Genomic DNA, 25295 nt, shown 5'->3' with positions numbered 1-25295 from the left:
AGCCGGGCCTCAAAAGTCTTCTAAAATGTTCGATTAGACTACTTACAGAAAGAACCGTTTCTAAAGTCTTTTTCCGGAAACCGCTTCCACTCTTGCAGTTCGAATTACTTCTTTTCCGTTCGCAAAAACCCGGAATCCTTTGCCTTTTCCGTAGTGTTTGCCGGTTTTGTCGTACAGAACCGTCAGGATTTTGCCGTGGTATTTCACATTGTCCAGGCAAAACCACTCCCACTGATCGGGAACCAACGGCCGAATGTCCAGCACGTCGTCGGCCCGGGGCTTCAATCCAACTAAATCACTGATAATCAGATCGGCGAAACCGGAGTGGTTGTAGAATTTGCTGCGTGGATTGTCGCCTTTCAACCATTCACCGGTTTTCTCGTCCTGGTATTCACCCAGGTAAATCGTTCCGTTCATGGTGTGCGAACGCGCGTATTTCAGCAGTTCCTCGTAAAAAACCGCCTTGGTCATGCTTGCCTGATGCCGATAGTTGGTCAACAGATTCGACAAGCCTTTCAACGTCTGAGTCGTCGCGAACGGCCAGACCGCACCATCCCATTCGCAACTGTGACCGGACCCGTGCGTGCGAAAAAGCGGGTGGCGACGCTCGGCCGTCGTAATCCCCCAGGGCGCCGAAAAACCGGTCGTATCGGTCAACTGATCCCACTGCTGCGCATACGTCGGTCTGTCGTCAGGCAGGTTGAAGTACCACGGAATAAACCCGATGGCTTCGCGGGCATTCGCAAAACCGCCTTTCCCGGATTTCACTTCAAAAAAATGGGCATCCTCGCTCCACAAGCTATCCAGCGTCAGTTTTTTCAGTTCCGTTGCGAGCTTCCGGTAGCGGTTTTTCAGCGTATCATTCTTAGCGATGACCGCCATTTCTGCCAACGCTTTGGCATTGCCGTACATGTAACTATTGATGGTCGGGCGTCGGTTTTTCTCTTTTCGCGAACCGCTGATGGATTCTTCCATCGCATCCCGTACGTCGAATTGCCAGAACAAACCGCTCGCTAACTGCCTCTCCTGCTGCCACTTGCGGTAATCAGCATCCAAAGCTGTCAGATTTTTCCGGATGAAGGAATGGTCCAGGTTGACCAGAAACCGGTTGTAAACCGCATCGTCCACCCAACTGCTGAACGCGTGAAACCGGGGTGCCGTGTGCTTCGGATCGACGTACAGCCAGAACGCAATGTAGTCGTCGATGTATTGCGGATCGTGCAGCCAGCGCCCTTCGTAGATGTGATGGCCCAGCGCACTGCTGACGGCATTGTATTTCCCGGCGTGGTTGACTTTTGTGATAAATTCCGTAAAAAGGAAGCCTTCGGGCGTCTGTTTCAGGTGTTTCCGAAACGCCCACCAACGGTAGTAATAGACGGTTTGCAACGTCGAGTCGGGGCAATCGAAGAGCGGAATATTCCGGGAAAGCCAGTCGAACGCCTGTTCGTTCGGAACGTAGTTTTTCACGGCTTCACCGTCGATGGAATTAAAATACGTTACGTATTTCTTAAGTGGAGTCGTGGTTAAAATGGCTGGCTGAGCCGCGCAAATCGTTACCTGCAACATTCCGATCAACCACCCCCATTTTGCTGTCTTTCTAAAATTTATCATTGCCCGTTTTAGACCGTATCTTCACAAATTTAGTCTGTAAATTTGACGCAACTCTCTATTATTTTTCCCCATAATTATACCATATTAGCCTTGAGCCAGTCCATCGCCCGCTTTTCCGGAAACCGGTCCATAGCCACACTCCTGCTTGTCAATACTCTGTTTTTCAGCAGCTTATTAATTAGTCGAGCGCAATCCGTTTCGCTTAATCAATACAACGAAATCTGGACCAGTCCGAGTAAAAACTCATCCGAATCGATGCCCTGTGGCGGGGGCGATATTGGGTTAAATGTCTGGGTGGAAAACGGCGAATTGCTGTTTTATGTGGCCCGAAGCGGCACCTTCGATCACAACAATACGCTGTTGAAACTGGGGCGCGTTCGGCTGAAGCTCTCGCCCAATCCCTTTGAATCGGGCGATACATTCAAACAGGAACTGGTGCTGAACAAAGGTCACATCGAGATCACCGGGGCCCGCTCCGGTTTTTCGGCACAGATCACGGTTTGGGTCGATGTGTTCCGACCAGTAATTCACGTCGATGTTACTGCCAGCAAGGTCGTCAAAACTGAAGCCTCTTTTGAAAGCTGGAGGCACGTCGATCGCGTCACAAAAGGCCGGGAAAACAACGCCAATTCGTATAAATGGGCTCCGCAGGGCGAGGTCAAGACATTAAAAGACGAGATCCGGTTCAACAACGACGCGCTGGTTTTTTACCACCGAAATGGCCCCGAACGCTCGGCCTTCGATGTAACCGTCCAGCAGCAGGGGCTGGATAGCGTTAAAAATCAACTGTTTAATCCGTTAACCAATCTGACGTTTGGCGGGCTCTTGTCGGGCAGCGGACTAAAACCGGCCGGAACCTATCAGGGCAAGTACCTTGACACGGAATTTCAGGGCTGGAAACTGGTCAGCCAAACCGCTGCGCGGAAACATGAACTGGTTCTTCATCTCCATACAGCTCAGGCAGCGAGTGTCGAAGAGTGGAAAAAAAGGCTGGAAGTTGTAAAAAAGGAAGCAGTTTCGTCGGCAAAAACCGCTCAGCAACGGACGCAAACCTGGTGGAACGACTTCTGGGCGAGAAGTTTCATTTACGTCGAAACCGCCCCGAATTCGCCGGAATGGCAGGTAGCGCGAAATTATCAGTTGTTCCGGTACATGCTGGGCTGCAACGCGTTCGGTACCTACCCGACCAAATTCAACGGCGGCCTGTTTACCTACGACCCCTCGCTGATCGACTCGTCGATGCGGTTCACGCCCGATTTTCGCAACTGGGGCGGGGGCATTCATACGGCTCAGAATCAGCGGCTGGTCTACTGGCCGATGCTGAAAACCGGCGACTGGGAATTGATGAAACCGCAGTTCGATTTTTACCGGAACAGCCTGAAAACCGCCGAGTTACGGACCGTCGTTTACTGGCAACACAAGGGCGCAAGTTTTACGGAACAGATCGAGAATTTTGGACTGCCCAACTCCGCTGAATATGGCTGGAAACGCCCGGCGGGTTACGACAAAGGCATGGAATACAACGCCTGGCTCGAATACGAGTGGGATACGGTTCTGGAGTTTTGTCTGATGATGCTCGAAACCGAGCGCTACGCCGGAAAAGACATTTCGGGCGACATTCCGTTTATCGAAAGCTGCCTGACTTTTTTCAATGAACACTACCAATACCTGGCGAAAAAACGGGGCAGCAAGGCGTTCGATGGCGAAAACAAACTGATTTTGTATCCGGGATCAGCCGCCGAAACCTACAAAATGACCTATAATGCGTCGTCCACGATTGCGGCCCTGCGTACGGTTTTGACGCGTTTGCTGGACCTGCCCGACTCCTATTTGACCAGCGAAAAACGGACGTTCTGGCAACAAATGCTTAACCGGATTCCTCCGCTCAGCTTTCGATCCTTCGATGGCCACCCGACGATTGCGCCCGCCAAGCTTTGGGAACGGATCAACAATGTCGAGACGCCCCAACTCTACCCGGTTTTTCCGTGGGGTATTTATGGAATTGGAAAACCGGGCCTGGATACCGCGCTCAATACGTACCGGTTCGACCGGGATGCGCTGAAATTTCGGAGTCACATTGGCTGGAAGCAGGACAATATTTTTGCAGCCCGGCTGGGTTTGACCGACGAAGCCGCCCGATTGACGCTACTGAAGCTGGGTAATTCCGGCCGTCGGTTTCCCGCCTTCTGGGGGCCCGGTTTTGACTGGACACCCGACCACAACTGGGGCGGTTCGGGCCAAATTGGTCTGCAGGAAATGCTGTTGCAGGCCGACGGTAAAAAGATCTACCTGTTTCCGGCCTGGCCCAAAAACTGGGATGTTCACGTCAAACTCCACGCGCCGTATAACACAACAGTGGAAGCGGTTTTGAAAAATGGGAAACTGGAATCTTTGACCGTAATCCCAGAATCCCGTCGGAAAGATATTGTGAATATGCTAAAATGAAGCTACCATCAATCCCCTGAAGGGGGCTAAAAATTTGGATGCTGTAAGCCCCTGTAGGGGGTTGGGGCAGTTTTCACCGAACCAGCGGAATCCAGACTGACATTTCCGAATGTCCCCGGTTGCTCCAGGCATAATAAGGAATAAGCCGGACAGTTGTGGAAGCAGATCCGTTGTCCGACAATTCGCGGTACAACTGATTTGTCCACGAACGGTTATCAACGCGTTGGGCCGCCCCTTCCAGTGCCATCATTTCGCTGTTTTCGATACTGATCAGCTTCGGTTTCAGGTTGTTTTTGGATGAAAGCGCCAGACTGGTCAGCTTGTTAGCCGGGTTATCGACCGACTCCAGGCAGTAGACCACCGGCCCGCGTTTCACCGCGACCTGGTTGCGGGTTTCTTCAACCAGTGGATTGGCTTCGATCAGTTTGACCGGCATTGGCAGATTGATTTCCACCTGATCGCCCGCTTTCCACGTCCGGTTCAGTTCGGCATATTCGCCCGACCGAATCACCGACGAAACCGCCACGCCATTCACTTTGATCATCGCGCCCTGACACCAGCCCGGAATCCGGACAAACACCGAAAACGGTTTGGCCGAAACCTGTTGCAGCCGGAGTTTGACCAGGCCGTCCCAGGGATAAACCGTTTCCTGCGTCAGCCGAATGGCCGAGCCGTCTTTCAAGGTCGTTGCCAACTGGTTCGCACCGAACAGATTCAGCCACAGCCCTTTATCCGATACGCTGTAGGCATAGCTGCTCACTTCGGCCAGCGTCCGTACGGTATTGGGCGGGCAGCAATTTGACTTACTGATATAGATCTGACGCCCGCCCATCCAGCGCATCTGGTACGGATAATCGTCGGACGCGCTCAGCGGATTGGTGTAAAAAAACCGGTTACCGTCGAGACTAATGCCCGACAGAATGCTGTTATACAGTGCCAGTTCCATCACATCGGCGTATTTAGCCTGCCCGGTAATTTGCAGCATCCGGTAATTCCAGAGCAGGTTGCCAATGTTGGCGCAGGTCTCGTTGTGAGCCGAATGATTGGGCAGCTGGTAGGCTTTCCCATACGCCTGATGCACTTTCTGGACCGTGTCAGGTTTATACGAAGTACCTTCGGGCGACACGCCATCGTACAAAGCCCCGCAGCCTCCGGTTACGTACATTTTGCGGTTGATCACATCGTCCCACATCAGATCCAGGGTCGACAGCAAGGTGCTGTCACCGGTTTCGGCGAAGACGTCGGCGACGCCCGCAAAGAGGTAATTCGCTCGAACCGCGTGTCCGATAACTTTGGTCATTTTGCGGAATGGAACCCGGTCGGAGTTGTCATCCGTGCCTTCGGTCAGGCCCCGAATGTCGATCAGTTTCTGGGCCAGCGCCAGGTAACTGGGTTCGCGGGTGGTGCGGTACATTTCAATGATGCCCATGTAGTGCGACGGACAAATGGCGTTGCGGGCCTGTTCGGGTGTGGCGTTGTTGTAAAAACCGATCAGAAAACCGGTCGCTTTTTTTGCAATGTCAAGCAGGGTGGTTTTGCCCGTGGCGCGGTAATGCACACAGGCTGCCGTCATCAAATGCCCGAAATTATAAGCTTCAAAACTCAGCTTATCATCAAACATTTTCTTCTCACCGGTTTTCTTCTGCTGGATAATCGCTTTCGTATAAATGTAGCCCTCAGGCGTTTGCGCCTTGCCAATCACCGCAATGGCATTATCCATCAACGCATCCAGCTTCGGGTCTCGGGTAATCGCGTACATTCCGGCGACGGACTCCAGCGTTTTGTAGAAATCGCCATCGTGAAACGACGGACCTTTGAAATTCCCTTGTGCCAGTCCGGCGGCAATTTTGAAGTTCTCGAAAGAATGACTCAGGTTCGCATCGGTGTAGGTTTTCCACAAATGCGGCACCATCGAATCGCGGCAAACCTTAAACCGGTCGGCCCAAAAACCGGTCGTCCATTGTACGTCATTCAGGTTAACGCCCTGCAACCGGACGAACTTGCTCTGCGCGGTATTGACCAGGGCTTTGGGCTGGGCGTGCGTGGTAAAAGTGACAACTATTCCGGCTAAAAAAACGAAGGCGTTTCGCAAAAACGGTTTATGTAAAGTCATTGAGATAGATATTTTGAATTGCAGTCCACGGTTTGAACCGTGGGTTATTAGCTTAGATCCTTCAAGAATCAAACCATCACTAATTGAATTAACACACTATAAAACAGGCATTTACAATAAATTAAGAATTTCACTCAATTGGAATACCCGAGAAATAAATCAAACTTTATAATTACCTGCTTTCGTCTGGTCCTGCCTTCCTGCGCCTGAAAAAGCAACCGTTTTGCCAGTCTCTTTTTCTGCAGCCTGATCCGTTTTGCCATTCCGCCAGCCGCTGTACAGCAGATTTTTATCCAGCGTTGGTTTCGGGAAAAACAGGCTGGCAAGGTAGCCAACGCCAATTACGACCAGGTGGCTGTACACGCCCAGCATCAGTTTGTGATGGGTAAAATTGTAAGCACCGAGGTCGAGCAGCCGTTCGGAGTTGTTGCCATAACCGATTTTCGTGGAGGTCAGAAACGCGTAGGCCGTGAACAGAATACAGACCACAATCGCGATGTTGACGCCCTGCCGGTTGGCACGCGCACTGAAAATACCCAGCAGAAAAATGCCGACAATACCGCCGGAAAAAATGGCGTACAACGTAAACACAATACCCAGAACGCCCTCATTACCAGCCCGCAAATAGATGGCTCCGATCAGAATGGCGATCAGCCCCGAAATGACAACAATCGTTTTGCTGACAGCCAAATATTCCTGATCAGTACGGGCGGGGCGCCATTTCTTGTAAAAATCTTCCAGCCCGACGGCCGCCAGCGAGTTGAGGTCGGCGCTCAGGCTGCAGATCGCGGCCGAAATCATGGCAGCCAGAATGAACCCGACGACACCCGTCGGAAATTTGGTCATGATGAAATACGGAAAAACCGCATCGGGTCGCAAATTGGCAGGCAGCGGTTGTTGCCGGTAATAGACAAACAGGGCGGTTCCGATGAACATGAACAGCGCCCAGACCGGCACCGTCAGCGAAATACCCAGAATGGACGCTTTGATGGCCGCTTTATCGGTTTTGGCGGTCAGGTAGCGTTGCACGACGGTCTGGTCGGTGCCGTATTTCTGAATGGCGTAGAACATCCCGTTGATCACCATGACGACGAACGTCAGTTTCGTAAAATCCAGATCATAAGGGCCAAAACCGGTCCGATTGTTCGCGGAAGCCACCTCAATTACTTCGGGAAAACCGCCCTTCACGGAGAAAACAATAACCGCCAGACAGAGAATGCCACTGGCAAAAAGCATGAATCCCTGAAACACATCCAGCCAGATGACGGCTTCGATCCCGCCCAGCAAATTGACGGTAATGATGATCAGTCCGACGATCAGAATGATATAAAACGTATCAGCGCCGGTCATGTTGGTCAGGGCGACCGAGAGGAGAAAGAAAACCGTCCCCATCGACGAGAACTGCCTGAGAACGAAGGCAATGGAGCTGTAATACCGGGCCAGCGATCCGAAGCGTTTTTCGAAATATTCGTAGGTACTGAGGCCAATGACTTTGCGGTAGAGCGGCACGATAAACCAGATGGTCCCCAGCAAAACGACCGGCACCATCAGGCCCTGAACCAGCAAAATCCAGTTCGACGAGTAGCCTTCGCTCGGGTAGCCCAGAAACGTCACGCTGCTGATCAGGGTTGCCAGCAACGACATGCCAATGGCCCAGGCCGGAACCCGACCTTTGGCGGCAAAATACGTTTCCGTCGTCCGCTGGTTTCGGGCGTATCGTAACCCGAAATAGAGATTGACTATCAATACGATACCGATAATCAGGTAATCGATTATGCTCAGGCTCGTGTTCAGCATTCGGTTCAGGAATTAATCAAAATGGCCATAATCCCGATGGCCAGCGATAGCTTCCCGGTTTTACGGTAACATGCAAATCTACTTTTCCGATGGCAACACTCCGAACAACGCCGGTTGCCAGTTCTTCCGTTGGAATCAGTCTGGTAATCCCGCTTTCCTGCAACACCGCCGAGGCCGTGGAGCCTCCTTCGATTACCAGTTCGTGAACTCCTGTCTTTTCCAAAACTGCCTTGACGGCTTTGGCCATCGCCGTTCGCAGTTGCAGCGCGTCCGAACGTTGGACCCGAATCGGGTCGATGGCCAGCAACACCGGTTTCGATTGTTGCAGGCTCGTTGCCATTCCCGATACCCAGTCGTGGTCGTCAAAATCAGCGGCCTGTTCGGGCAGGTAATACACTGAATAACCAGTATTTGCCGCTTTTTTTACCAGTTCAACACGCTCGCCAAACGCACTTCCGCACACGTAAAGCCAGCGTGTTCCCCATTTCACCGGTTCGGTTGCGCTGGCTTTTGACGGGTGTTCGGACGCGAGAATGGCGCTGAAAAAACCGGAACCACCCCCTACTAAAGTCCGGTTGTCGATCCGATTTACCCAGGCCGACAAATCCGCCGGTTTTGCGACTTCTCCAATAACGATTCCGTCGTCTGGTAATTGCTCCGATTGCGAACGAACAAAAACCGCATCGGCTTTTCCCCGAAACCGCTTCAGCACGTCCGATTCCGTGACCGGAAACTCCGGGTCGTCGGTAAAATGCGTCTGGTGAATCGGTTTGCCATTGACGAAATAATGCCCACCGACCAGCGTTCGTCCGAGCGCTGGATTGGCCGGAATCAGCAGCGCTTTCGGCACGTTCAAAACCCGCAGTTGGGCCATCGTTTCGGCTATAACGTGCCCCCGCAACACCGAATCGATCTTTTTGTAGATCAGGTGCGGTTTCATCGCCTGCAAATCGGCACTAATTTCGGTCACTTTCTGAACGGCCGCTTCCTCCGAAACCGAGCGCGAATCGGTGGTAATCACCAGCAAATCCGCCGTTGATCGCAGGTCGACCGACATGGCCATTTCGACCTCCAACCCGAACGACATCCCAATTCCGCCCAGCTCGGCGGCTCCCGTAAAATCGTCGGCGATTACGGCAATCATCTTACGCAGGTTGCAGGTTTTTCCGCCGGTTTTTCGCCAGCTGCACCGCCGATTCAATCGCCAGAATCATCGCATCCGCGCTCGCGACGCCTTTTCCGGCAATTTCAAACGCCGTTCCGTGATCGACCGACGTCCGGATGATCGGCAGCCCCATCGTGATGTTCACGCCTTTGACGCTGTCCATCTGTTTCTTCTCGGCGTTCCATTTGAAACCGGTCAGCTTGAACGGAATGTGGCCCTGATCGTGGTACATCGCCACTACACCCCCGTAATAACCGGTGGCGGCTTTGGAGAACAGTGTATCGGCCGGAACCGGGCCTTCTGCATCAAAACCGCGTCGTTTGGCTTCTTCCACCGCCGGGAGAATTTCCCCGTCGTCTTCCGTTCCGAACAAACCCGAGTCGCCCGCGTGGGGATTCAATCCTGCCACACCGATTTTCAGGTTGGTTTCGCCCAACGAAATCAGGCCGTTGTGCAGCAATTCGATCACTTCCAGAATCCGGTCTTTCTTGACCAGATCGCAGGCCTGCCGCAACGAAACGTGTGTCGAAACGTGGATGACTTTCAGCCGATCCTCGACCAGTAACATGCCGTATTTCTTCGTATTCGTGTAATGGGCGTAGATTTCGGTATGTCCCGCAAAATGATGCCCGGCTTCGTTGATCGATTTTTTGTTGATTGGCCCCGTCACCGTCGCGTCGATTTCATCAGCCAGTGCCAGTTCAATCACGGTTTTCACCGAGGCAAACGCGGCTTCCCCCGCCATCGCCGAGATTTCCCCGAATTGTAATTGCGCAAGATCCACATTATCAAGATCATACACGTCGATTATCCCGAACTGAAAGGCAGTGTCCGACACCGACCTGACAACCCTAAAAACCGCATCCAGTTGCAAACGGGCGGCAATGTCCTCAAAAACACCCGCATCGCCCACCAGAATCGGGTTGCACAGCTCGTAAATCGCCGGATTCAGCAGCGCTTTCACCGCAATCTCGGGCCCAATGCTCGCCGGATCACCCATCGTGATTCCGATGACTGGTTTATGTTCGTTCTTCATAATTAGAAGTTTACGGTTTTCAAAACTGTATCTCCTCCTTCACCAGCACTTCGGCCAGGGCGGTTTTTAACTGGGTTTCTTCGGATTTGGAAAGGGCCTGCAAGGGAGGCATCACGGTCGTGCCGCAAAAACCGTATTCCTGCATCAGCACTTTCAGCGCCCACAGCGATTCGCCCAGCGTGCGCCCCGACTGGTAGAGGTGGCCGAACACATCCGACTGGTTCTGGTGGTAGAACGCTTTTTCCGAGTCACCCTCTTCAACGGCTTTCAGCATGTCACGGTAAATGACCGGAATCAGGTTGCCCGTGCTGGGCACCAGTCCGTCGCTTCCGGCCAGCAACGCATCCGCCGAGCGGGCCGCCCAGCCCATGAAATGGCTGAAATCGGGGCGGTTGGCCCACAGATTCAGGGATTCGGTCAGCCGGTCGGCGTTCCGCTCGGAGTCTTTGATGCCGACAATGGCCGGGTGATAGCTCAGGTCGTCGATCACCGCAACCGGAATCGACATCCGCGTGGTTGCCAGGATGTTATACATGATCAGCGGGCCATTCAACCGGTCGGCCAATTGCTCAAAATACCGCTTCATCTGGCTTTCCGACAAGGTATAATAACAGGGCAGCGTAGCCGCCACCGCATCGACGCCCAGATCAAAACAGTAATTCGCAAACTCGACTGATTCTTCCAGGCAGTTGGACGAAATCCCCGCGTACAAAACCGTATCGGCGGTTTTCAGCCGCGCGGCCTTTTTCACGTAAGCCTTCTTGACCGATAACGGCAAGGACGTTGCTTCGCCCGTTGTTCCCAGCACAAACGGCATGGCCCCGTTGGCCTGCAGGTTGGCAACGATGCGTTCCACAGCCGCTTCATCCAGTCGAAACGCTTCCGTCAGGGGCGTCACCAGCGGGACCACAACACCCCGGTATTTCTTGTTCATACTCATAGCTAATAAGCAGCTGTATAGATGGTAATCGCATCCGCGCGGGTGATCTCGCGCGGGTTATTTTTCAATAATCGGGTGATTTTCAGCGCATCGTCCGCCATCTGCGGAATGGCTTCCTTCGGAATACCGACGTCGCGCAACCGGGCCGGAATACCGCCGTCCCGAATCAGTTCTTTTATTTTCTGAATACCGTTCGCAGCCGTTTCGTCGTCCGTACTGCTGCGCCCGCAACCCAGCGCAATCGCTACCTGCGCATACCGCCCCACGGCTGCCGGGGTATTAAATTCCATGACGTAGGGCAACAACAGCGCGTTGGAAAGACCGTGGGCCAGGTGAAACTGACTTCCCAGCGGATACGAGAGCGCGTGAACACCGGCGGTATTCACCGGTCCCAGGCAAAAACCGCCCAGCAAACTTCCCATTGCCACCTGCGTCCGGGCTTCCTCATCTGCTCCGTTCTGCACCGCCTGAACGATGTTGGCGGCAATCAACCGCATGCCTTCCAGCGCATATAGGTCGATGAAAGGATGCGCAAATTTGTTCGTATACGCTTCCAGACAATGCGTCAGTGCATCGATTCCGGTAGCCGCCGTTATCGCCGACGGCACACTGAGCGTCAGCAGCGGATCGACGTAGACGACGTCCGGCACCAGAAACGGGCTGATGATTCCTTTCTTCTGATTGTCAGACTCATCCACCAGAATGGCGTTGGGCGACACCTCGCTGCCGGTCCCCGAAGTCGCCGGAACGCAGATCAGTCTTTTCCGTCGACCACTCAGATTCCCGATGCCTACCATTTCCGGTAAAGTCTGCTCATTTTCCAATTGGGCGGCCACCAGCTTGGCGACATCCAGCACGCTTCCGCCACCGATTCCCAGCACCACATCGGGGTTGAACGGTTTGACGGTTTTCATCAACTTCCCGAAATCCGCGAAAGACGGTTCCTGTACAATGCTCGTGTCAACCTGAACCCGTATCCGACTGGTTTCCAGTACTTCGATCAGATTTTGCAACGAATCCAGCAACGGTTCAATCGTCACCAGCAACACGTTTTCGGGCGATCCTTGCTGCACTTCCGCAGCCAGATTGCTCAGCGAACCTTTGCCAAAAACCAGTTTTCCGGGGAAATGTATCGTTAACTCCTGTATCATTCTCTCGTTGTTCCTACTCTTTCGCACCTTCCTTCGCCACGGGCGCTTCGTACCCTTCCAGCGCAGGCCAGACGCCGTTTTCGATGGGTTTCAGCTTCCATTTGGCCGGATCAATCACTGCGTGTTTGATTTTCTGCCGACGCCAGGTGTAAATCACGTGAATCAGTCCGTCGCTCGTCTGAATCACCGACGGGTACGAATACTGGCTGATGGGAGAATCTTCCAGAATGACCGCGGCCGACCAGCTTTTGCCATCCTTCGAAACCGCCAGATTCAACGGCGTCCGCGGCCCTTTCGCCAGCTCGCCGGGCGGCAACACGTGGTTATAAACCAGCACCTGCCGACCGTCTTTTAGCGTCACGGCGTCGGTGCCCGAGTTATTGTTGGGCAGGGCGGTTTTCGCCAGGGGCGACCAGGTTTCGCCGTTATCGGTCGACCAGGATTCGATCAGGGCGCGGTTTTTACTCCGGGCCAGAATCTGGAGTTTTCCGTTTCCGTACGACAAAATGCTGGGCTGAATGGCATTCAGCCCTTTGCCGTCGCTGATCGGCCCCACTTTCCGCCAGGTTTTGCCAAAATCCGACGTCACTTCAAAGTGCAGTTTCCAGCCGTCGCCTTCCGTGCTCGACGGGCAGAACAGGTTGCCGTTGGCGAGCAAAACCGGTTTGTTCTTCACCGGCCCAATGTAGCCTTCGGGCAACGACTGAGCCGCCGACCAGGTGCGCCCACCGTCGGACGACCGCTTCAGCCAGCCCTGCCACTTTGCCGGACTTGGGCCAACTTTGTAAAACAGCAGCAAATCGCCCTTCGGAATCTGGTATAAAACCGGGTTCCAGGTGGCATACCGCAGCGTTTCGCTGACAATCCCGTTGGCGACATTCTGCGGAGCCGACCATTTTCCGTTCTCCTGCCGACTCACCCAGATGCACACGTCCGGGTTTCGCTCTTTGGTCCCGCCGAACCAGGCCGACACCAAACCGGTCGGCGTTTCTACAATCGTAGCCGCATGACTTTCCGGGAAAGGCGGATTGGAGACCACGAATTCGTCGATCACCAGCCCCGACTGCCACTTCGCTAGCTGGGCAAATGCCGGGCTGACCAACAGCAAATTGATCAGCAGAAGAATAAAGTGTTTCTTTCTCATCATAGATAAAAAGCTTCCGCGACACACAAGCTGAAAGCGGGTAGACAGAGAAATTAATTGGTTGCTTCTTTTTTCTCAGCGGCTTTTTTGGCCTTGAGAACCGCCGTGTAATTGGCGTACATCTCCCGCCAGTTCCGCCCGTTGGCGTTCAGATACTGCTCGGATTTGGTTTTGTAGATCTCGAAAATGGCCGAGATTTCTTTCATGCTTTTGTAATCAACGGCCTGTTCGCGGGCCTGTTCCATAAAACTGAGAAGTGTGGCCTCTTCTTTTTCGGTGATGTTCGGCACAATGGCGCGGTAGCCATTCATCGTAAACGCCACCTTTCCAATCGTGTATTTATCGAGAATGGCGTCGACCTGTTTTTTAACCAAATCCCGCTGCAACCCGCTCATCAGCGCCTGATGCACGGTTTCGGGCATGGCCGAATCCGCGATGAGCTGCCGGTCGAGTTCGGTCAGCGGTTTGCCGGTTACCGGGTTGATGCCCGCCGGAACGGTGCTGGCGGGATGTTCGTTGTGCCAGTCGCGAACCGCCTTCAAATGCGTTGCGACCACCTCCGTCAGTCGTTTTTCCTTTCCGGCATCGCCCAGATTCAGGGAGGCAATCCATTCAGTTGCTTTCTTTTCCTGCTCGTCGTCGGCTTTCGCCTTCGTTTCCACCGCCGAAGCAAGCGGTTTCGGTTGTTCCTGACTGAAAACCGGTTTTGTCATCGCCAACGTGACGGCCAGAAAACCGTATGTTAGTGTCTTTTTCATGTTCTGCGTGGGGTTAATTCGGCCCGACTACTCCACCCGGTTTTGCAAGGCACTCGTTTTAAAGGATTTAATCACAAAAACTGACTCCGCATCCAGCTCACCGGCTTTGGGCAAATCGTAACTCTGGTCGGTCGGCGTATCGGCATCGGGGAACCTACGCACCCCGCCGGTACGGAACGTCACCCGCCGAAACGATGCCACCGGCGCAAAAAACAGGCGGTTTCCTTTCGATTGACCGTTGACAAACACCGTAAACATCCGCTTGTCGCGGTCCAGCTCCACCCGGATTTCGTACGGTTTTCCGGACTCGTATTTCTGAATTTCCGAATCGCGATAGCCCACTTTGGCTTTAAAAATCCCGTCCGCATCGAACATCAGCCGGACGGCCGCCGTGCCTTTCGCATCCTGAAATTCAATCTGCAAACCGCCTTTAGCGACCGGTTGAGGAACGATCGAGAATTCAACCACCAGTTTCTTCGAATCGGGAATGACGCGCTCGGCTTTGGCATAATCGAACGGATCTTTATCCCGCAAAACCAGCGCTTTCGCGCCCAAAACCGTTTCCATTTTTGCCGTGGCAAACAGCGGACTGTACAGATTCCAGTATTTCAATTCGTCACCCGCCGGCAATTGCGCAAAGGTTTCGTTCGGGTGCGTCGTAACGGTTTCGGTAACCGGCACCGGAATTTTCGCTACCCAGATATCTTCCTTGTTCATGCTGTACGTCACCCAGAGGTCGGTGCCGGGGGGCGTTCCGTTGCCTTCTTCGATCCCACGAACGTACTGCGGCCCGTAGGATTTATAGGCCCCGCCGTAGCGCATCGACGTAATTTCGCCGTTGATTAACAGCAGATTGGTGTAATTCAACCCGTCTTTGCTGGTCGAAATCGCCAGCGGCCAGCGGAACTCCGAGGGATTATACACCGTCGCGTAATTTCCATCGGCGGTTTTCTGACCCCAGATTTTGGCGTTGCTGTTCACAAAACCGGGTGCCCGCAGCGGGTTATAGAGCCAGGTTTTCCCTTCATCTTTGCTGATGGTGGTCAAGGCGTGTTTCCATAATCCTACGACCCGCTTGTCTGGCAAATGGTAATAACTGAAGGCTTTAACATCTTTTTTGAGCGAAATCAGCGGGTCGTTGCGGTCGGCTTCTTCAATCCATTGCTGCATCATCAAGGTGTTGCCCAACAACTCCGCGCAGGCTTCCACAAACCCCTTGTCTTTGGAACTGGTGTAGAACGGATAGGTCGATTTCGACTTATCCCAGGAAGCGTTGTGCCGGATAAAGTAAATCGGTCCCCACTTGCCATCCGGGTAAATTTCCCGAACCACGCGGCCAACACCATTACCGTCGTTCGGGTCGTCTTTCGGACCCATCACGATTCCGTAAAAAGCCAGCGTCAAAAGCCGCTTGTTTTTCGCGACAAAAAAGCCCATCCGCTGGTGCATCACGGCGTACAAATCCTTCGCGACCTCGGGCCGACCGGTTTTTTTCCAGCCGTCCGGCAGTTTGTATGGCGGAAACAGAATCGCCGGTTTCGACCAGTTGTACCCGTCTTTGGACGTCAGCAGCAGTGTCTGGCCCGGCGGCACGTGCTCACCCACCGGATTGCTGAGGTATTGCAGGTAAAACGAATTGTTCCAGTACGTCAGCATCGGCGCGTGGTTGTACGTCCAGTTGGTGCCTCCGGCCAGTTCCGGATGCTCGCGGTTGGCCCGAAAAACCTGGATATTGTGCACACCCACGACCGGACTCAATTGCCCGTGGTGGTAATCGACGTTGGCAAGCGTTTGTCCGACAAAGCGCACAGTATCCTGCGCCTGAGCGTGGGTAATGAACAGGAATAAAAATGCCCCCAACCCCCTAAAGGGGGCTTTCCTAATCAGTTTTCTAAAAGCCCCCTTTAGGGGGTTGGGGGCAAATCGCTTCCTGTTCATAATCCCTTGCTTCGTTTAACCCAGATTATGCCCGCACCTTCGGTCGGATTTTTCAGACTGACTACGCTGCCGCCTTTCAACGTTTCTTTCGATTTGGCAACCTGACCGGTTTTTGGATTCACGTAACTAACTGAAAATAAGCCCGTCACCTTGGTCAAATCCAGCGAAACAGCATTTGTCGATTCGGAATAGAGAAGGTAGCCGGTTTTTTCGTCACCCATTGCCCAGTGATTTTCCGGGGTTTGAGGCAAATCGAGCGGTTTCATGTGGGCGGCATCGGCCAGCAACTGCGGGTCGCTTACGGGCGGAATGTTGGGCAGTGAGCCGCCCGCCAGCAAAACCGCCCAACCCAGCGCGTCGGACCCGTCAGCTGCGTAGGTAACGGCTTTCTCCGGGAATTTCCGGCGGTATTCTGAAACAGCCCGGTACACCTGCCCAAACGAGCTTTTCTTCGGCGTCAGCAAGCGGGCGTGCTGGCGGGGCGCCAGATTTTGCCCCCCGGCGGGCGCGTAAACCGTACCATTGGCCTGGTAATGCCAGTACCGAATATCAACCAGATCGATCACCGACGTTCGTTTCGCATCCGCCAGAATCGCATCCTGCACATCTTTGGTTGTGCTCAGGCCCACCACCACTTTCTTCCCGGTTTCCTTTTCCCACTCGCTGATGGTGTCGATCCAGAACTGAACGAAAGGCAGCGGCCCCGTAAACTCCGCGCCAATGAGCTGAATTACACTCGAATTCATCGCAAAATTGTCCAGGCATTTCCGGATGTACGCCCGGTGCAAGGCCCGACGAACCGGGTGCGAAACGTCGTAAAATTGTTCGGCCATAAAAATCCGCTTGTCACCCGCGTACGGGACCGGCTCCGGGAAACCGGTGTTGTTCAGGTTATTGGCGGGTCGCCAGGGGAAATCGGCGTAATGCGCCCCGGCTTCAATGATGTTGTGCTGAAAATAATTTTCGTGAATCAGCACCAGCGATTTCTGGTCGGCGAGGTCGGCAAACTGCTTCAATCGGTTCCAGTACCAATGATTGTACGTCGTCAGGTCGTACTTGCTCAGACCGTCCCAGGCGGTTTCCTTGCCGCTGCGGGCAAAGGGCAGTTCGTAGAATGGGGGCCAGACTTCGCCGTCCATCCGCCGGATGCGCTCGTGATCGTCGCGCCGACGGTCGTACCACAACCCATAGTTGTGATCGATGGCAACGGCGTGATCGGTTTTCATCGAATCGGTCATCGCGTTCAGGTCATCGGTCAACCCGCGACCGGTCTGCCCCGGCACAAAGCGTGTAATGTGCGGTTTGGCATTCGCCAGTCCGTAGGGCCGTGCGCTGCCGTTCCACCAGGGCACTTCCATCCGCCGACCGGTCAGCAACGCACTGCCGTGAACCAGCTTTCCGTGCTGAATCTGCATGGGTTCGGCCTTCGCCAAAACCGGTTCTTTCGACAAACCAATCGCATCGATCGACTGCGCCCGGGAAGCCGTTGGAATGGGTTGACGCGTTCCGGCTTTCGTGATAAAATCGTACAATGTTGGCGCGGGCTGAGCAGCCTGTTTCGTCAACGCGGCAGCCACCTCGACCTTCGGGCTGCTTGAGGCTTCGGATTCGACCGGCAGCAGGATCGTCCGGTTGGCAATGGCATCCCCCAGACGGTCTTTCAGTTGAGCGTAATACAGGCTGCGGGGTTGAATATGCTCGTTCGACATATCCCAAAAACCGTCCCCGGCAAACTGCGCCCAGGTACCAAACGCCCAGTTTTGAGCCGTCGGCGGCTGATAACAATCGACGCGGGCGGCCGTGCACTGCCAGAAAACGCTGTTGGCGGCATTCCAGCCCGCGCCCTGGCCGTCCTGGCCCAGATTGGAAAACCGCAGGGCATTTCCATCGCTGTTGACGACATCGAACAACACGCCCGACGCCCAGCTATCGATTCCGCCACTGAAGCCAAACGGCAGGTGCGATTCGCACTGCACAAACGCGTTCGGTCCGGCGCTGCAAAAACCGGTCGCAAAATCATGAAAACCGTATTCGGCGTAAAGTCGCTGACAGAGAACCTGTTGCCCCCGAATCAGGAACGTATTTCGCCGTTCTCCCCCGATTTCCGAAACCGGTTCCAGCGACTGGCAATCTTCAATCGTGACCCGCTTGGCGGTTTCCTGAACGATCACGGCAGAACCGGCAAAATGGCGAAAAACCACCTGCCGTACCCAGGCATCCTGTACGTTTTCGAGCCCAATCGCCACCCAGCGATGATCTTCGTCTTTCGGATTAGCTTTGTTATAGGCTGATTCCAGCCGCAGATTTTCGACGCCCGACTGCGCAATTCGCCCCGACCACCCATACCGGGAAACCGCACCGCCCCCGTAAACCGAATCCAGGGCCATGGTCAAGGGAGCATCGAGGGTCAATTCCGGACCATTTACAGCCGTAATCTGGCGGTCCCAGGACAGATCGCGCTGACCCGGTTTCCAGCCCAGCGACGTAATTCCCCCGCCGAAATGATCCGTTCCCAGCTTCTGAATCCATTCTTTGGTGGAAGGCCGACGAATCTGGACGAAATCGCCGACGTTGAAAACCGCCGGTTTAGCCACCCGGATTTTCTGCGCGTTGACCGGGACGTAGGAATCGGCGATCGGCACGGCGGACTCCACACGGCGGTCGTTTTGTCCCGATATTGTAATCAGGTTTTCGCGGCTGAAACCGGTGCCCAAAATCGCTGTTCCGTTCATGCCGCTGCCGCGCAAAACCACGCCCGACGCCCGTATTTTCAAACTTCCCGCAACTTCAAAAATCCCTTTTTCCAGCAAAACTGCTCCCCGAAAACCGTCCTGATTCAGCGGCAACTTAGCGACATAGTCAATTGCCGACTGAATGCGCCGGGTCGCATCGCCTTTCCGAAAAGGCACAACAACCTTAATCTCGACAGCCGGAATAGGCTGGTTACCAGCCTGATATCCACAATACGAAAAATCAGGAATGCGGTTTCCCTGTTCATCTGCCGTGTAAATCAATCGGCCATTAGTGCCCAGCGCCACCGGTTTGGGCTTCTCCGCTTTATTCCCCTGCGCACGCACCTCCCCCACCCGCATCAGAGCGAGGGACAAAGAAAGCAGGGCGATCAAAAGGATGGGCTTGAACACAGTTTCAGGATCTTTATGCCTCCAACCCCCTTCAGGGGGCTCTCACAATCCGACAAAATCCCCTTCAGGGGGTTGGAGGCAACTTTTTTACGTTCTCGGACGAACTTTCTGCACCGGAACAACGCTGTTCAGGTAGTCTTCGATGCTGGTATAGCCATCTTTGTTTTTGTCCAGGCTGGCGTCTGAAGGATCTTTCGGGTTCAGGCCGTTTTTGGTTTCCCACTCGTCCGGCATGCCATCTTTGTCCGAATCCAGGTACGGTTTTCCGGTATAGGCCGGATAGCCGCCCACCTGATTGATATCGGTAATAATGCCGTTTTTGTACGAATCCAGCGGCAACCGGCGGTGTTTGAACTGCGTTTCCGGCGCCTTTACACTGGGGTCGTAGGTAATTTTTCCGGTTCGGACCTGCTCAACGATCCGGTTATCAACCGGGTCACGCTTCGGCAGCGTGGCCCCGGCGTTTTCCAACACATAATCATAAGCCTGTCGGGTGGGCAAAATAGTGAACTTGGGCATGGGCAACGGCTCGTTCCATTTGATGTTGGCGGTGTATTTCCCGGCATCCGGCCAATCCTCTACCTGCACCCCACCGGCCCAGTTGTCCTTCGTCACTTTTTCATTTCCCTCCAAGATATTGCCGTTCACGTAAGCGCGCCCGAAGACCAGATACCCCAATTTACTACGGCCCGATTCGGGTTTCAAAATCCGGTGGCCAATCGGCGAATCTTTCGGCGTGAGCGGTCCCGGTTTGTAGTAGTTGTTGATCATGTTGTACATCGCGCGGTAATCGCCCCCGTCGGTCGAACGGTGTACCCAGTTGAAAATCACATTGTTGGCAAAGTTGAAAATACCATTCCAGCCAATCGACGGATTCCGGCCCGCGTTGTCGGCCCAGAGGTTGCGCATGAACGTACAGTTTTCGCCCCCCAGCGTGCTGCCAAAGGCGTGGTTGTAGGTATCGAGCGCTTCCGAAAAAATCGAGTTTTGAATCGTGATGTTCACCGTGCCGAGTTTGTCCTCGGTTTTGCCGGTACTGTCATTATACATATGGCGGTACATCGACATGTTTTCGTCGAGTCCCCAGCTCGCCGACACGTGGTCGATCATGATGTTCCCGATCGGATTTCCGCCGATGGAATCGTCGCGCCGACCGACAAAGGTTTCGCCCCGGCGAAACCGCATGTACCGAATCACGACGTCGTGGGTGTTGATCCAAACCGATTCGCCCGCAATGCAAACACCGTCGCCCGGCGCCGTCTGACCGGCAATCGTAATGTATGGAGCCCTGATAATCAGCGGACTTTTCAATTTGATAATTCCGGCGATGTTGAAAACGATGGTGCGCGCCCCGCCCTGTTCGCAGGCTTCCCGCAAGGTTCCGGGGCCCTGATCGTCCAGGCTGGTGACCACAATTACTTTACCGCCCCGCCCACCAAAGGCGTAAGCGCCACCGCCTTCCGCACCCGGGAAAGCCGGAATGCTGGCCTGCGGCAAATCGACCGGACGGGATGCCCACGGAATATACGGTTTTCCTTCTTTTGCCTCTTTTTCGATAATCGGCAGGGCTTTTTGCCAGGCGATGTTAGACTGCCGGTAGGATTCATTGAGCAGGTTGTCGCTTTGCTTCTGAACATCCGCCGGAATGGTCGGATACTGAGCCAATGCAAACCGCTGCTCCATGAGCAGAGCGCCGAAAACAAGTACCGGAATAAGTCGCTTTTTCATCTGAAAGGGTTTCTATCAGGCAGCTAGTGTGTTCAGAAACAGAACATTGCCTGTTGATCAGAATCACAATGGCTACCTGTTATACTGTTTCTCAAAATAAGGCTAAAAAAAGCGGCAATACCTATATCATTTTCTCGGCAATTTATAGAATATTATCATTCGCCACTGCCCGGCGCGTGACCGGTGTTCCTCCCCAGCCATGTAGATAAATAGCAAAACCGGTCGGGAATTTTCCAACGCTGATGCCAATGAAACCGGAGTACTTTCGAAACCAGGATTTTCATTTTTAACTACTTCCTGCCCAAGGGAGTTAATTAAAAAAATACGATTTCTTTCCTTTGTCATTCACCTTTCACTTCGTCGTTAGATAAATGAAAGTTCGATCCTGGATTGTTACCTTCTGCAAATCCGTTTTCAAGTCAGATTACCCTTTTTTATTTCCAAACCATAAATCGTAGTGTTCATGAATCGTTTATTTCGTTTAACCTCCCTGCTTTCATTGATTTCAGTTTACTTTCTTTCCTCCTGTCAGGAATCGACGAAGGTTGATAAGGAGGCTCAGAAGAGCCTGATGTTACCGGCATTTATTGATTACCACGCCGAAGGTACACTCGCTCATCTGGTCTATCGCTCAACGTTTGAATACAATGATCGGAACCAGCTTCTGTCGATTAAAGACAATCTACAGAGTGCTTCGACCACGAGTGGCACACCCTGGGTCCAGTTCACGTATAGCGATGAGCGCCTGACCCGGATTAACCTAAGCTCCATTTCCAACGACCTGGATTCGGTTGGGACGAGTCAGATCAGGCCCGCGAGTTTTGTGTTAACGTATGCGGACCAAACGGTCAATGCTCAGTTATTCGTCAATAACCGGGAAGTCAAAAAAATGAGCTTTCAGTTGGATCAGGAAGGATATCCCGTAAAACGCAATGTTACCTTAGGTCAATTATTCCTCGATGCTCAGGGACATCTGGACTACGTAGCCGAAACAAAGATGAATAAGGCGAAAAATCCCAACCACTTTTTTGAGGTGCTTGATCAGGAATATGACCAGAACCAGAATGTGTTCGCCGACAGCAAAGAATATCAGATTTTAGCCGCCCTGTTAGCTACTTCGAACCGAAGTGTAGCGGACGTGACCGGGCTGGTGGGCCTGGATAATGCGCTCACGACGAATAATTTGCGCTACCGAACAATCCAGCAATGCACCGCCTTATACGGTTGCAACGGCGGTAAAGTACTCAGTGAGACGCAGCGTGTGAATGCCGCTAATTTTCCGACGCAACGGAGCGCCCGGGTGGGCGCCATGGGCACCTTTTATTACACAATCACTTATAAATAGCCGGGCTGAAAATTTTGTAAAAGTCAATCCCTGGGTGTCTATTTAAGATGTCCGGTGCGGGACAAAACTTGTCCATTTGCGGACAGTAATTAACTGGTTATTTGGCGTAAAAAGGCCGTTTCCATCCAGAAACGGCCTTTTTAATTTGTTGGCAACAGATTTGTACGATAAAATAGAGACTAATAGACTGCACTGATGCTTCGGACGTATTTGTGTGAATTTGATGGAGCGGTTTTATTGGATGAACTGGTAGCTTATGAAATCGAATAAACCGCCCACCTGGGCTCACTGGCTACTCACCCGGCTCCATCCCGCCAATACGCTGGAGGAGGTGGAAGGTGATCTGGATGAATTATATATTTATTGGTATAACCGTTCGGGCAAAACCCCGGCTACGCTCCGTTACCTGCTGAACGTCGTGTCGGTGCTGCCGCCGTTTGTGCGCCGACGAAAAACGAATAAACAAGAACAGTATCAACAAACCCCTTCCAGCTTAAGCCCCACTATGATTCGTAATTATCTGAAAATAGCGTTTCGGAACCTGAAACGACAAAAAGTTTCAACAAGTATTAACGTCATCGGTCTGGCCATCGGATTGGCGACCTGCATTCTGATCATGCTCTATGTGCAGGATGAATTATCCTACGATCGCTACAACGAGAAAGCGGATCGGATTTTCCGGGTTGGATTGAAGTTGCAGCTGAACGGGAAGGATATTGGCGGATACGGTTTAGGCCAGAATGCCGCCCGGGATTTGAAACAGGAATTCCCGGAAGTCCTCAAAGTGACGCGCGTCCGCGGGTGGAGTGAGTTTGTGAGCTACGGAACCACCTCGTTCCGACAGGATAATCTGCTGCTCGTCGATTCCACTTTTTTCGACGTATTCACCATTCCGTTTCTGAAAGGGAACCCGAGCCGGGCGCTGGCCGAGCCAAACACGGTGGTGTTGACCGAAGAAACCGCCCGGAAATACTTCGGTAAGCAGGATCCGATTGGGAAAATCATCTCATTTGGCAGTGACAAATCGCCCTTTCGGGTTACGGGCGTGGTCCGAAATGTACCGGCGAACTCTCATTTTCAGTTCGATATGCTGGCGACGCTAGCCGGTCGTGACCAGATCATCGATTGGCCGGGATGGTTGTATAATCTAAGCTATGAAACCTTTCTGCTGCTGCCCGAGCACTACGATTATAAAAAGCTGGAGGCCAAAATCCCCCAACTCGCTGAAAAACAGATCGGGAGCGAAATACTGAAATGGATGAAACTGACCCCCAAACAGTTTCGCGAGCGGGGTGATGATTTCGGAGTTTTTCTGCAACCGCTCACCGACATTCACTTGTACTCCAAAACCGATTCAAACCCGGGGGGAGCTATCACCTACGTTTACGTGCTGACGGCCATTGCGGCCTTTATGCTGCTGATTGCCTGTGTGAACTTCATGAACCTGTCGACGGCCACGGCAGTCCGGCGTTCGCGCGAGGTTGGCGTCCGGAAAGTGCTGGGTTCGGTGAAAGGGCAATTGCAGCAACAGTTTCTGATCGAGTCGATCCTGCTGGCGACGGTGGCCCTGCTGGTGGGCTTGCTGATTGTCAGTATGGCATTGCCCTTCTTTAACCAACTAACCAGTAAAACCCTTACAATCAACTTATTGACACAACCCTCAATAGCGGCTGGACTGGTAGCAGGTACGGTTTTGGTGGGATTGCTCGCGGGTAGTTACCCGGCTTTTTACCTGGCCTCTTTTAAACCGGTTTTAGTCTTAAAAGGGCGGATGGTCGCCGGGCGCGGGAGCTTCAACCTGCGTAGCGGTTTGGTGGTGTTTCAATTTTTTGTAACTATTTCGCTGATCATTGCCACCGTTACGGCGGATCGGCAACTGCGCTACATGCAAGCGCAGAAAGTAGGTTTTGACCACGAACAGGTGCTGGTGATTCATGATACGCACATGCTTCGCAATAACGAAGCGGTTTTCCGCGACCAGATCACTCGCTTTCCGCAAGTCGTTTCGGGGAGCATTTCGGGGCAGGTACCCGTCGGGAGATCGAACATGGATAACACCACCGTACGCGCCAAAGACAACCCGGATCAGGGTGTCATGACCCGGTTTTATTTTGTTGATCCGGAGTACATTCCAACCCTGGGAATGCGGATGGTGCAGGGGCGGAATTTTTCAAAAAGTTTCCCCTCCGATGCCTCCGGGGTAATTCTGAATGAAACGGCGGTTCAGGCGTTGGGCTGGCAGAAAAACCCAATCGGAAGAGAATTGATCGGCTACACGGATGACAATGGCGTCCAGATCATTTATCGGGTTGTCGGTGTAGTCAGCGACTTTCATTTTGAATCCCTGCGGCAGAAAATCGGGCCGTTAGCCATGTTTTTGGGCAGAAACTCAGGCAATATCCTCGTCAAAACCCGCACGGAAAACCTCCCGCAGTTTCTCGCTTCCTTGAAACAGCAATGGGAATCCTATTCGCCCGCTGCGCCTTTTTCCTACTCGTTTCTGGACGACCGATTTGCGCAGGTTTACGTCGGCGAACAAAAAATAGAACAGGTGTTAACGCTCTTTTCCAGCCTGACGATTTTCATTGCCTGTTTAGGGTTATTCGGGCTGGCTACTCACACCGCTGAACAACGAACCAAAGAGATCGGCGTTCGGAAGGTGCTTGGCGCATCCGTGGGCAGTGTTGTCGCACTACTCTCCAAAGACTTCCTCAAGCTCATTCTGATCGCGCTGGTGCTGGCGTCCCCTTTTGCCTGGTGGGGCATGAATCGATGGCTGGAAGAGTTTGCCTATAAGGTGACGATCGACTGGTGGATTTTTGCCCTGGCCGGACTGCTGGCGGTCGGCATTGCCCTGCTGACGGTAAGTTTTCAAAGTATCAAAGCCGCGCTAACGAATCCCGTGAAAAGCTTGCGGAGCGAATAGGCATGGGGCAGAGGGGTAAGGGCAGAGGGTAAAACCGCTTTCGCTCTGTGCCCGT

Annotated in this window: 15 protein-coding genes; 3 read left to right on the top strand and 12 right to left on the bottom strand. The window is 53.2% G+C overall.

Annotated elements, in window-relative coordinates:
* Window positions 1-60: 60 nt before the first annotated feature.
* A complete protein-coding gene (locus GJJ30_RS25015; protein WP_154177906.1) occupies window positions 61-1566 on the bottom strand; it encodes an MGH1-like glycoside hydrolase domain-containing protein in 1506 nt (501 codons plus the stop codon).
* A gap of 135 nt (window positions 1567-1701) precedes the next feature.
* On the opposite strand from GJJ30_RS25015, the gene GJJ30_RS25010 reads away from it, so the two are divergent.
* Window positions 1702-4056: a DUF5703 domain-containing protein gene (locus GJJ30_RS25010; protein ID WP_229313405.1), complete on the top strand. Its 2355-nt coding sequence runs from the start codon at window positions 1702-1704 to the stop codon at window positions 4054-4056.
* 73 nt (window positions 4057-4129) lie between these two features.
* On the opposite strand, the gene GJJ30_RS25005 is transcribed toward GJJ30_RS25010, so the two are convergent.
* The 11 genes from GJJ30_RS25005 to GJJ30_RS24955 form a co-directional block, all read right to left on the bottom strand.
* Window positions 4130-6169: an aceric acid hydrolase gene (locus GJJ30_RS25005; protein WP_154177905.1), complete on the bottom strand. Its 2040-nt coding sequence runs from the start codon at window positions 6167-6169 to the stop codon at window positions 4130-4132.
* Window positions 6170-6328: 159 nt separating this feature from the next.
* The gene (locus tag GJJ30_RS25000; RefSeq protein WP_154177904.1) at window positions 6329-7966 is read right to left on the bottom strand and encodes a sodium:solute symporter family protein; all 1638 of its coding nucleotides are present in this window, start codon (window positions 7964-7966) and stop codon (window positions 6329-6331) included.
* Window positions 7967-7982: 16 nt separating this feature from the next.
* Complete coding sequence (locus GJJ30_RS24995) at window positions 7983-9110, bottom strand: four-carbon acid sugar kinase family protein (RefSeq protein ID WP_154177903.1); 1128 nt, start codon at window positions 9108-9110, stop codon at window positions 7983-7985.
* A gap of 1 nt (window position 9111) precedes the next feature.
* On the bottom strand, window positions 9112-10167 hold the full coding sequence (pdxA, locus tag GJJ30_RS24990; RefSeq protein WP_154177902.1) for a 4-hydroxythreonine-4-phosphate dehydrogenase PdxA: 1056 nt from the start codon (window positions 10165-10167) through the stop codon (window positions 9112-9114).
* Between the two features lie 19 nt (window positions 10168-10186).
* Complete coding sequence (locus GJJ30_RS24985) at window positions 10187-11101, bottom strand: dihydrodipicolinate synthase family protein (protein WP_205880611.1); 915 nt, start codon at window positions 11099-11101, stop codon at window positions 10187-10189.
* Window positions 11102-11109: 8 nt separating this feature from the next.
* Window positions 11110-12258 carry an iron-containing alcohol dehydrogenase gene (locus GJJ30_RS24980; RefSeq protein WP_154177900.1) on the bottom strand — a complete coding sequence of 383 codons (1149 nt, stop codon included), beginning with the start codon at window positions 12256-12258 and terminating at the stop codon, window positions 11110-11112.
* A 13-nt stretch (window positions 12259-12271) separates the two neighbouring features.
* Window positions 12272-13405, bottom strand: coding sequence for a sialidase family protein (locus GJJ30_RS24975; protein ID WP_154177899.1), 1134 nt, complete (start codon window positions 13403-13405; stop codon window positions 12272-12274).
* A 50-nt stretch (window positions 13406-13455) separates the two neighbouring features.
* Window positions 13456-14160 (bottom strand): DUF3826 domain-containing protein, encoded by a 705-nt coding sequence (locus tag GJJ30_RS24970; protein ID WP_170299271.1) that lies wholly within the window; start codon window positions 14158-14160, stop codon window positions 13456-13458.
* A gap of 27 nt (window positions 14161-14187) precedes the next feature.
* Window positions 14188-16020 carry a sialidase family protein gene (locus tag GJJ30_RS24965; RefSeq protein WP_154177898.1) on the bottom strand — a complete coding sequence of 611 codons (1833 nt, stop codon included), beginning with the start codon at window positions 16018-16020 and terminating at the stop codon, window positions 14188-14190.
* Window positions 16021-16094: 74 nt separating this feature from the next.
* Complete coding sequence (locus tag GJJ30_RS32605; protein ID WP_205880610.1) at window positions 16095-19241, bottom strand: DUF6298 domain-containing protein; 3147 nt, start codon at window positions 19239-19241, stop codon at window positions 16095-16097.
* 87 nt (window positions 19242-19328) lie between these two features.
* A complete protein-coding gene (locus GJJ30_RS24955; protein WP_229313403.1) occupies window positions 19329-20969 on the bottom strand; it encodes a pectate lyase family protein in 1641 nt (546 codons plus the stop codon).
* A 463-nt stretch (window positions 20970-21432) separates the two neighbouring features.
* On the opposite strand from GJJ30_RS24955, the gene GJJ30_RS24950 reads away from it, so the two are divergent.
* Window positions 21433-22314, top strand: a complete 882-nt coding sequence (locus tag GJJ30_RS24950) for a hypothetical protein (protein WP_154177897.1) — start codon at window positions 21433-21435, stop codon at window positions 22312-22314.
* Window positions 22315-22570: 256 nt separating this feature from the next.
* On the top strand, window positions 22571-25240 hold the full coding sequence (locus GJJ30_RS24945; RefSeq protein ID WP_229313401.1) for an ABC transporter permease: 2670 nt from the start codon (window positions 22571-22573) through the stop codon (window positions 25238-25240).
* The last annotated feature ends 55 nt before the right edge of the window (window positions 25241-25295 follow it).

Source organism: Larkinella terrae (assembly GCF_009668025.1).
GTDB lineage: Bacteria > Bacteroidota > Bacteroidia > Cytophagales > Spirosomataceae > Larkinella > Larkinella terrae.
The sequence above is the reverse complement of the archived record's forward strand: the minus strand, read 5'-3'. Positions and strand labels throughout refer to the sequence as shown.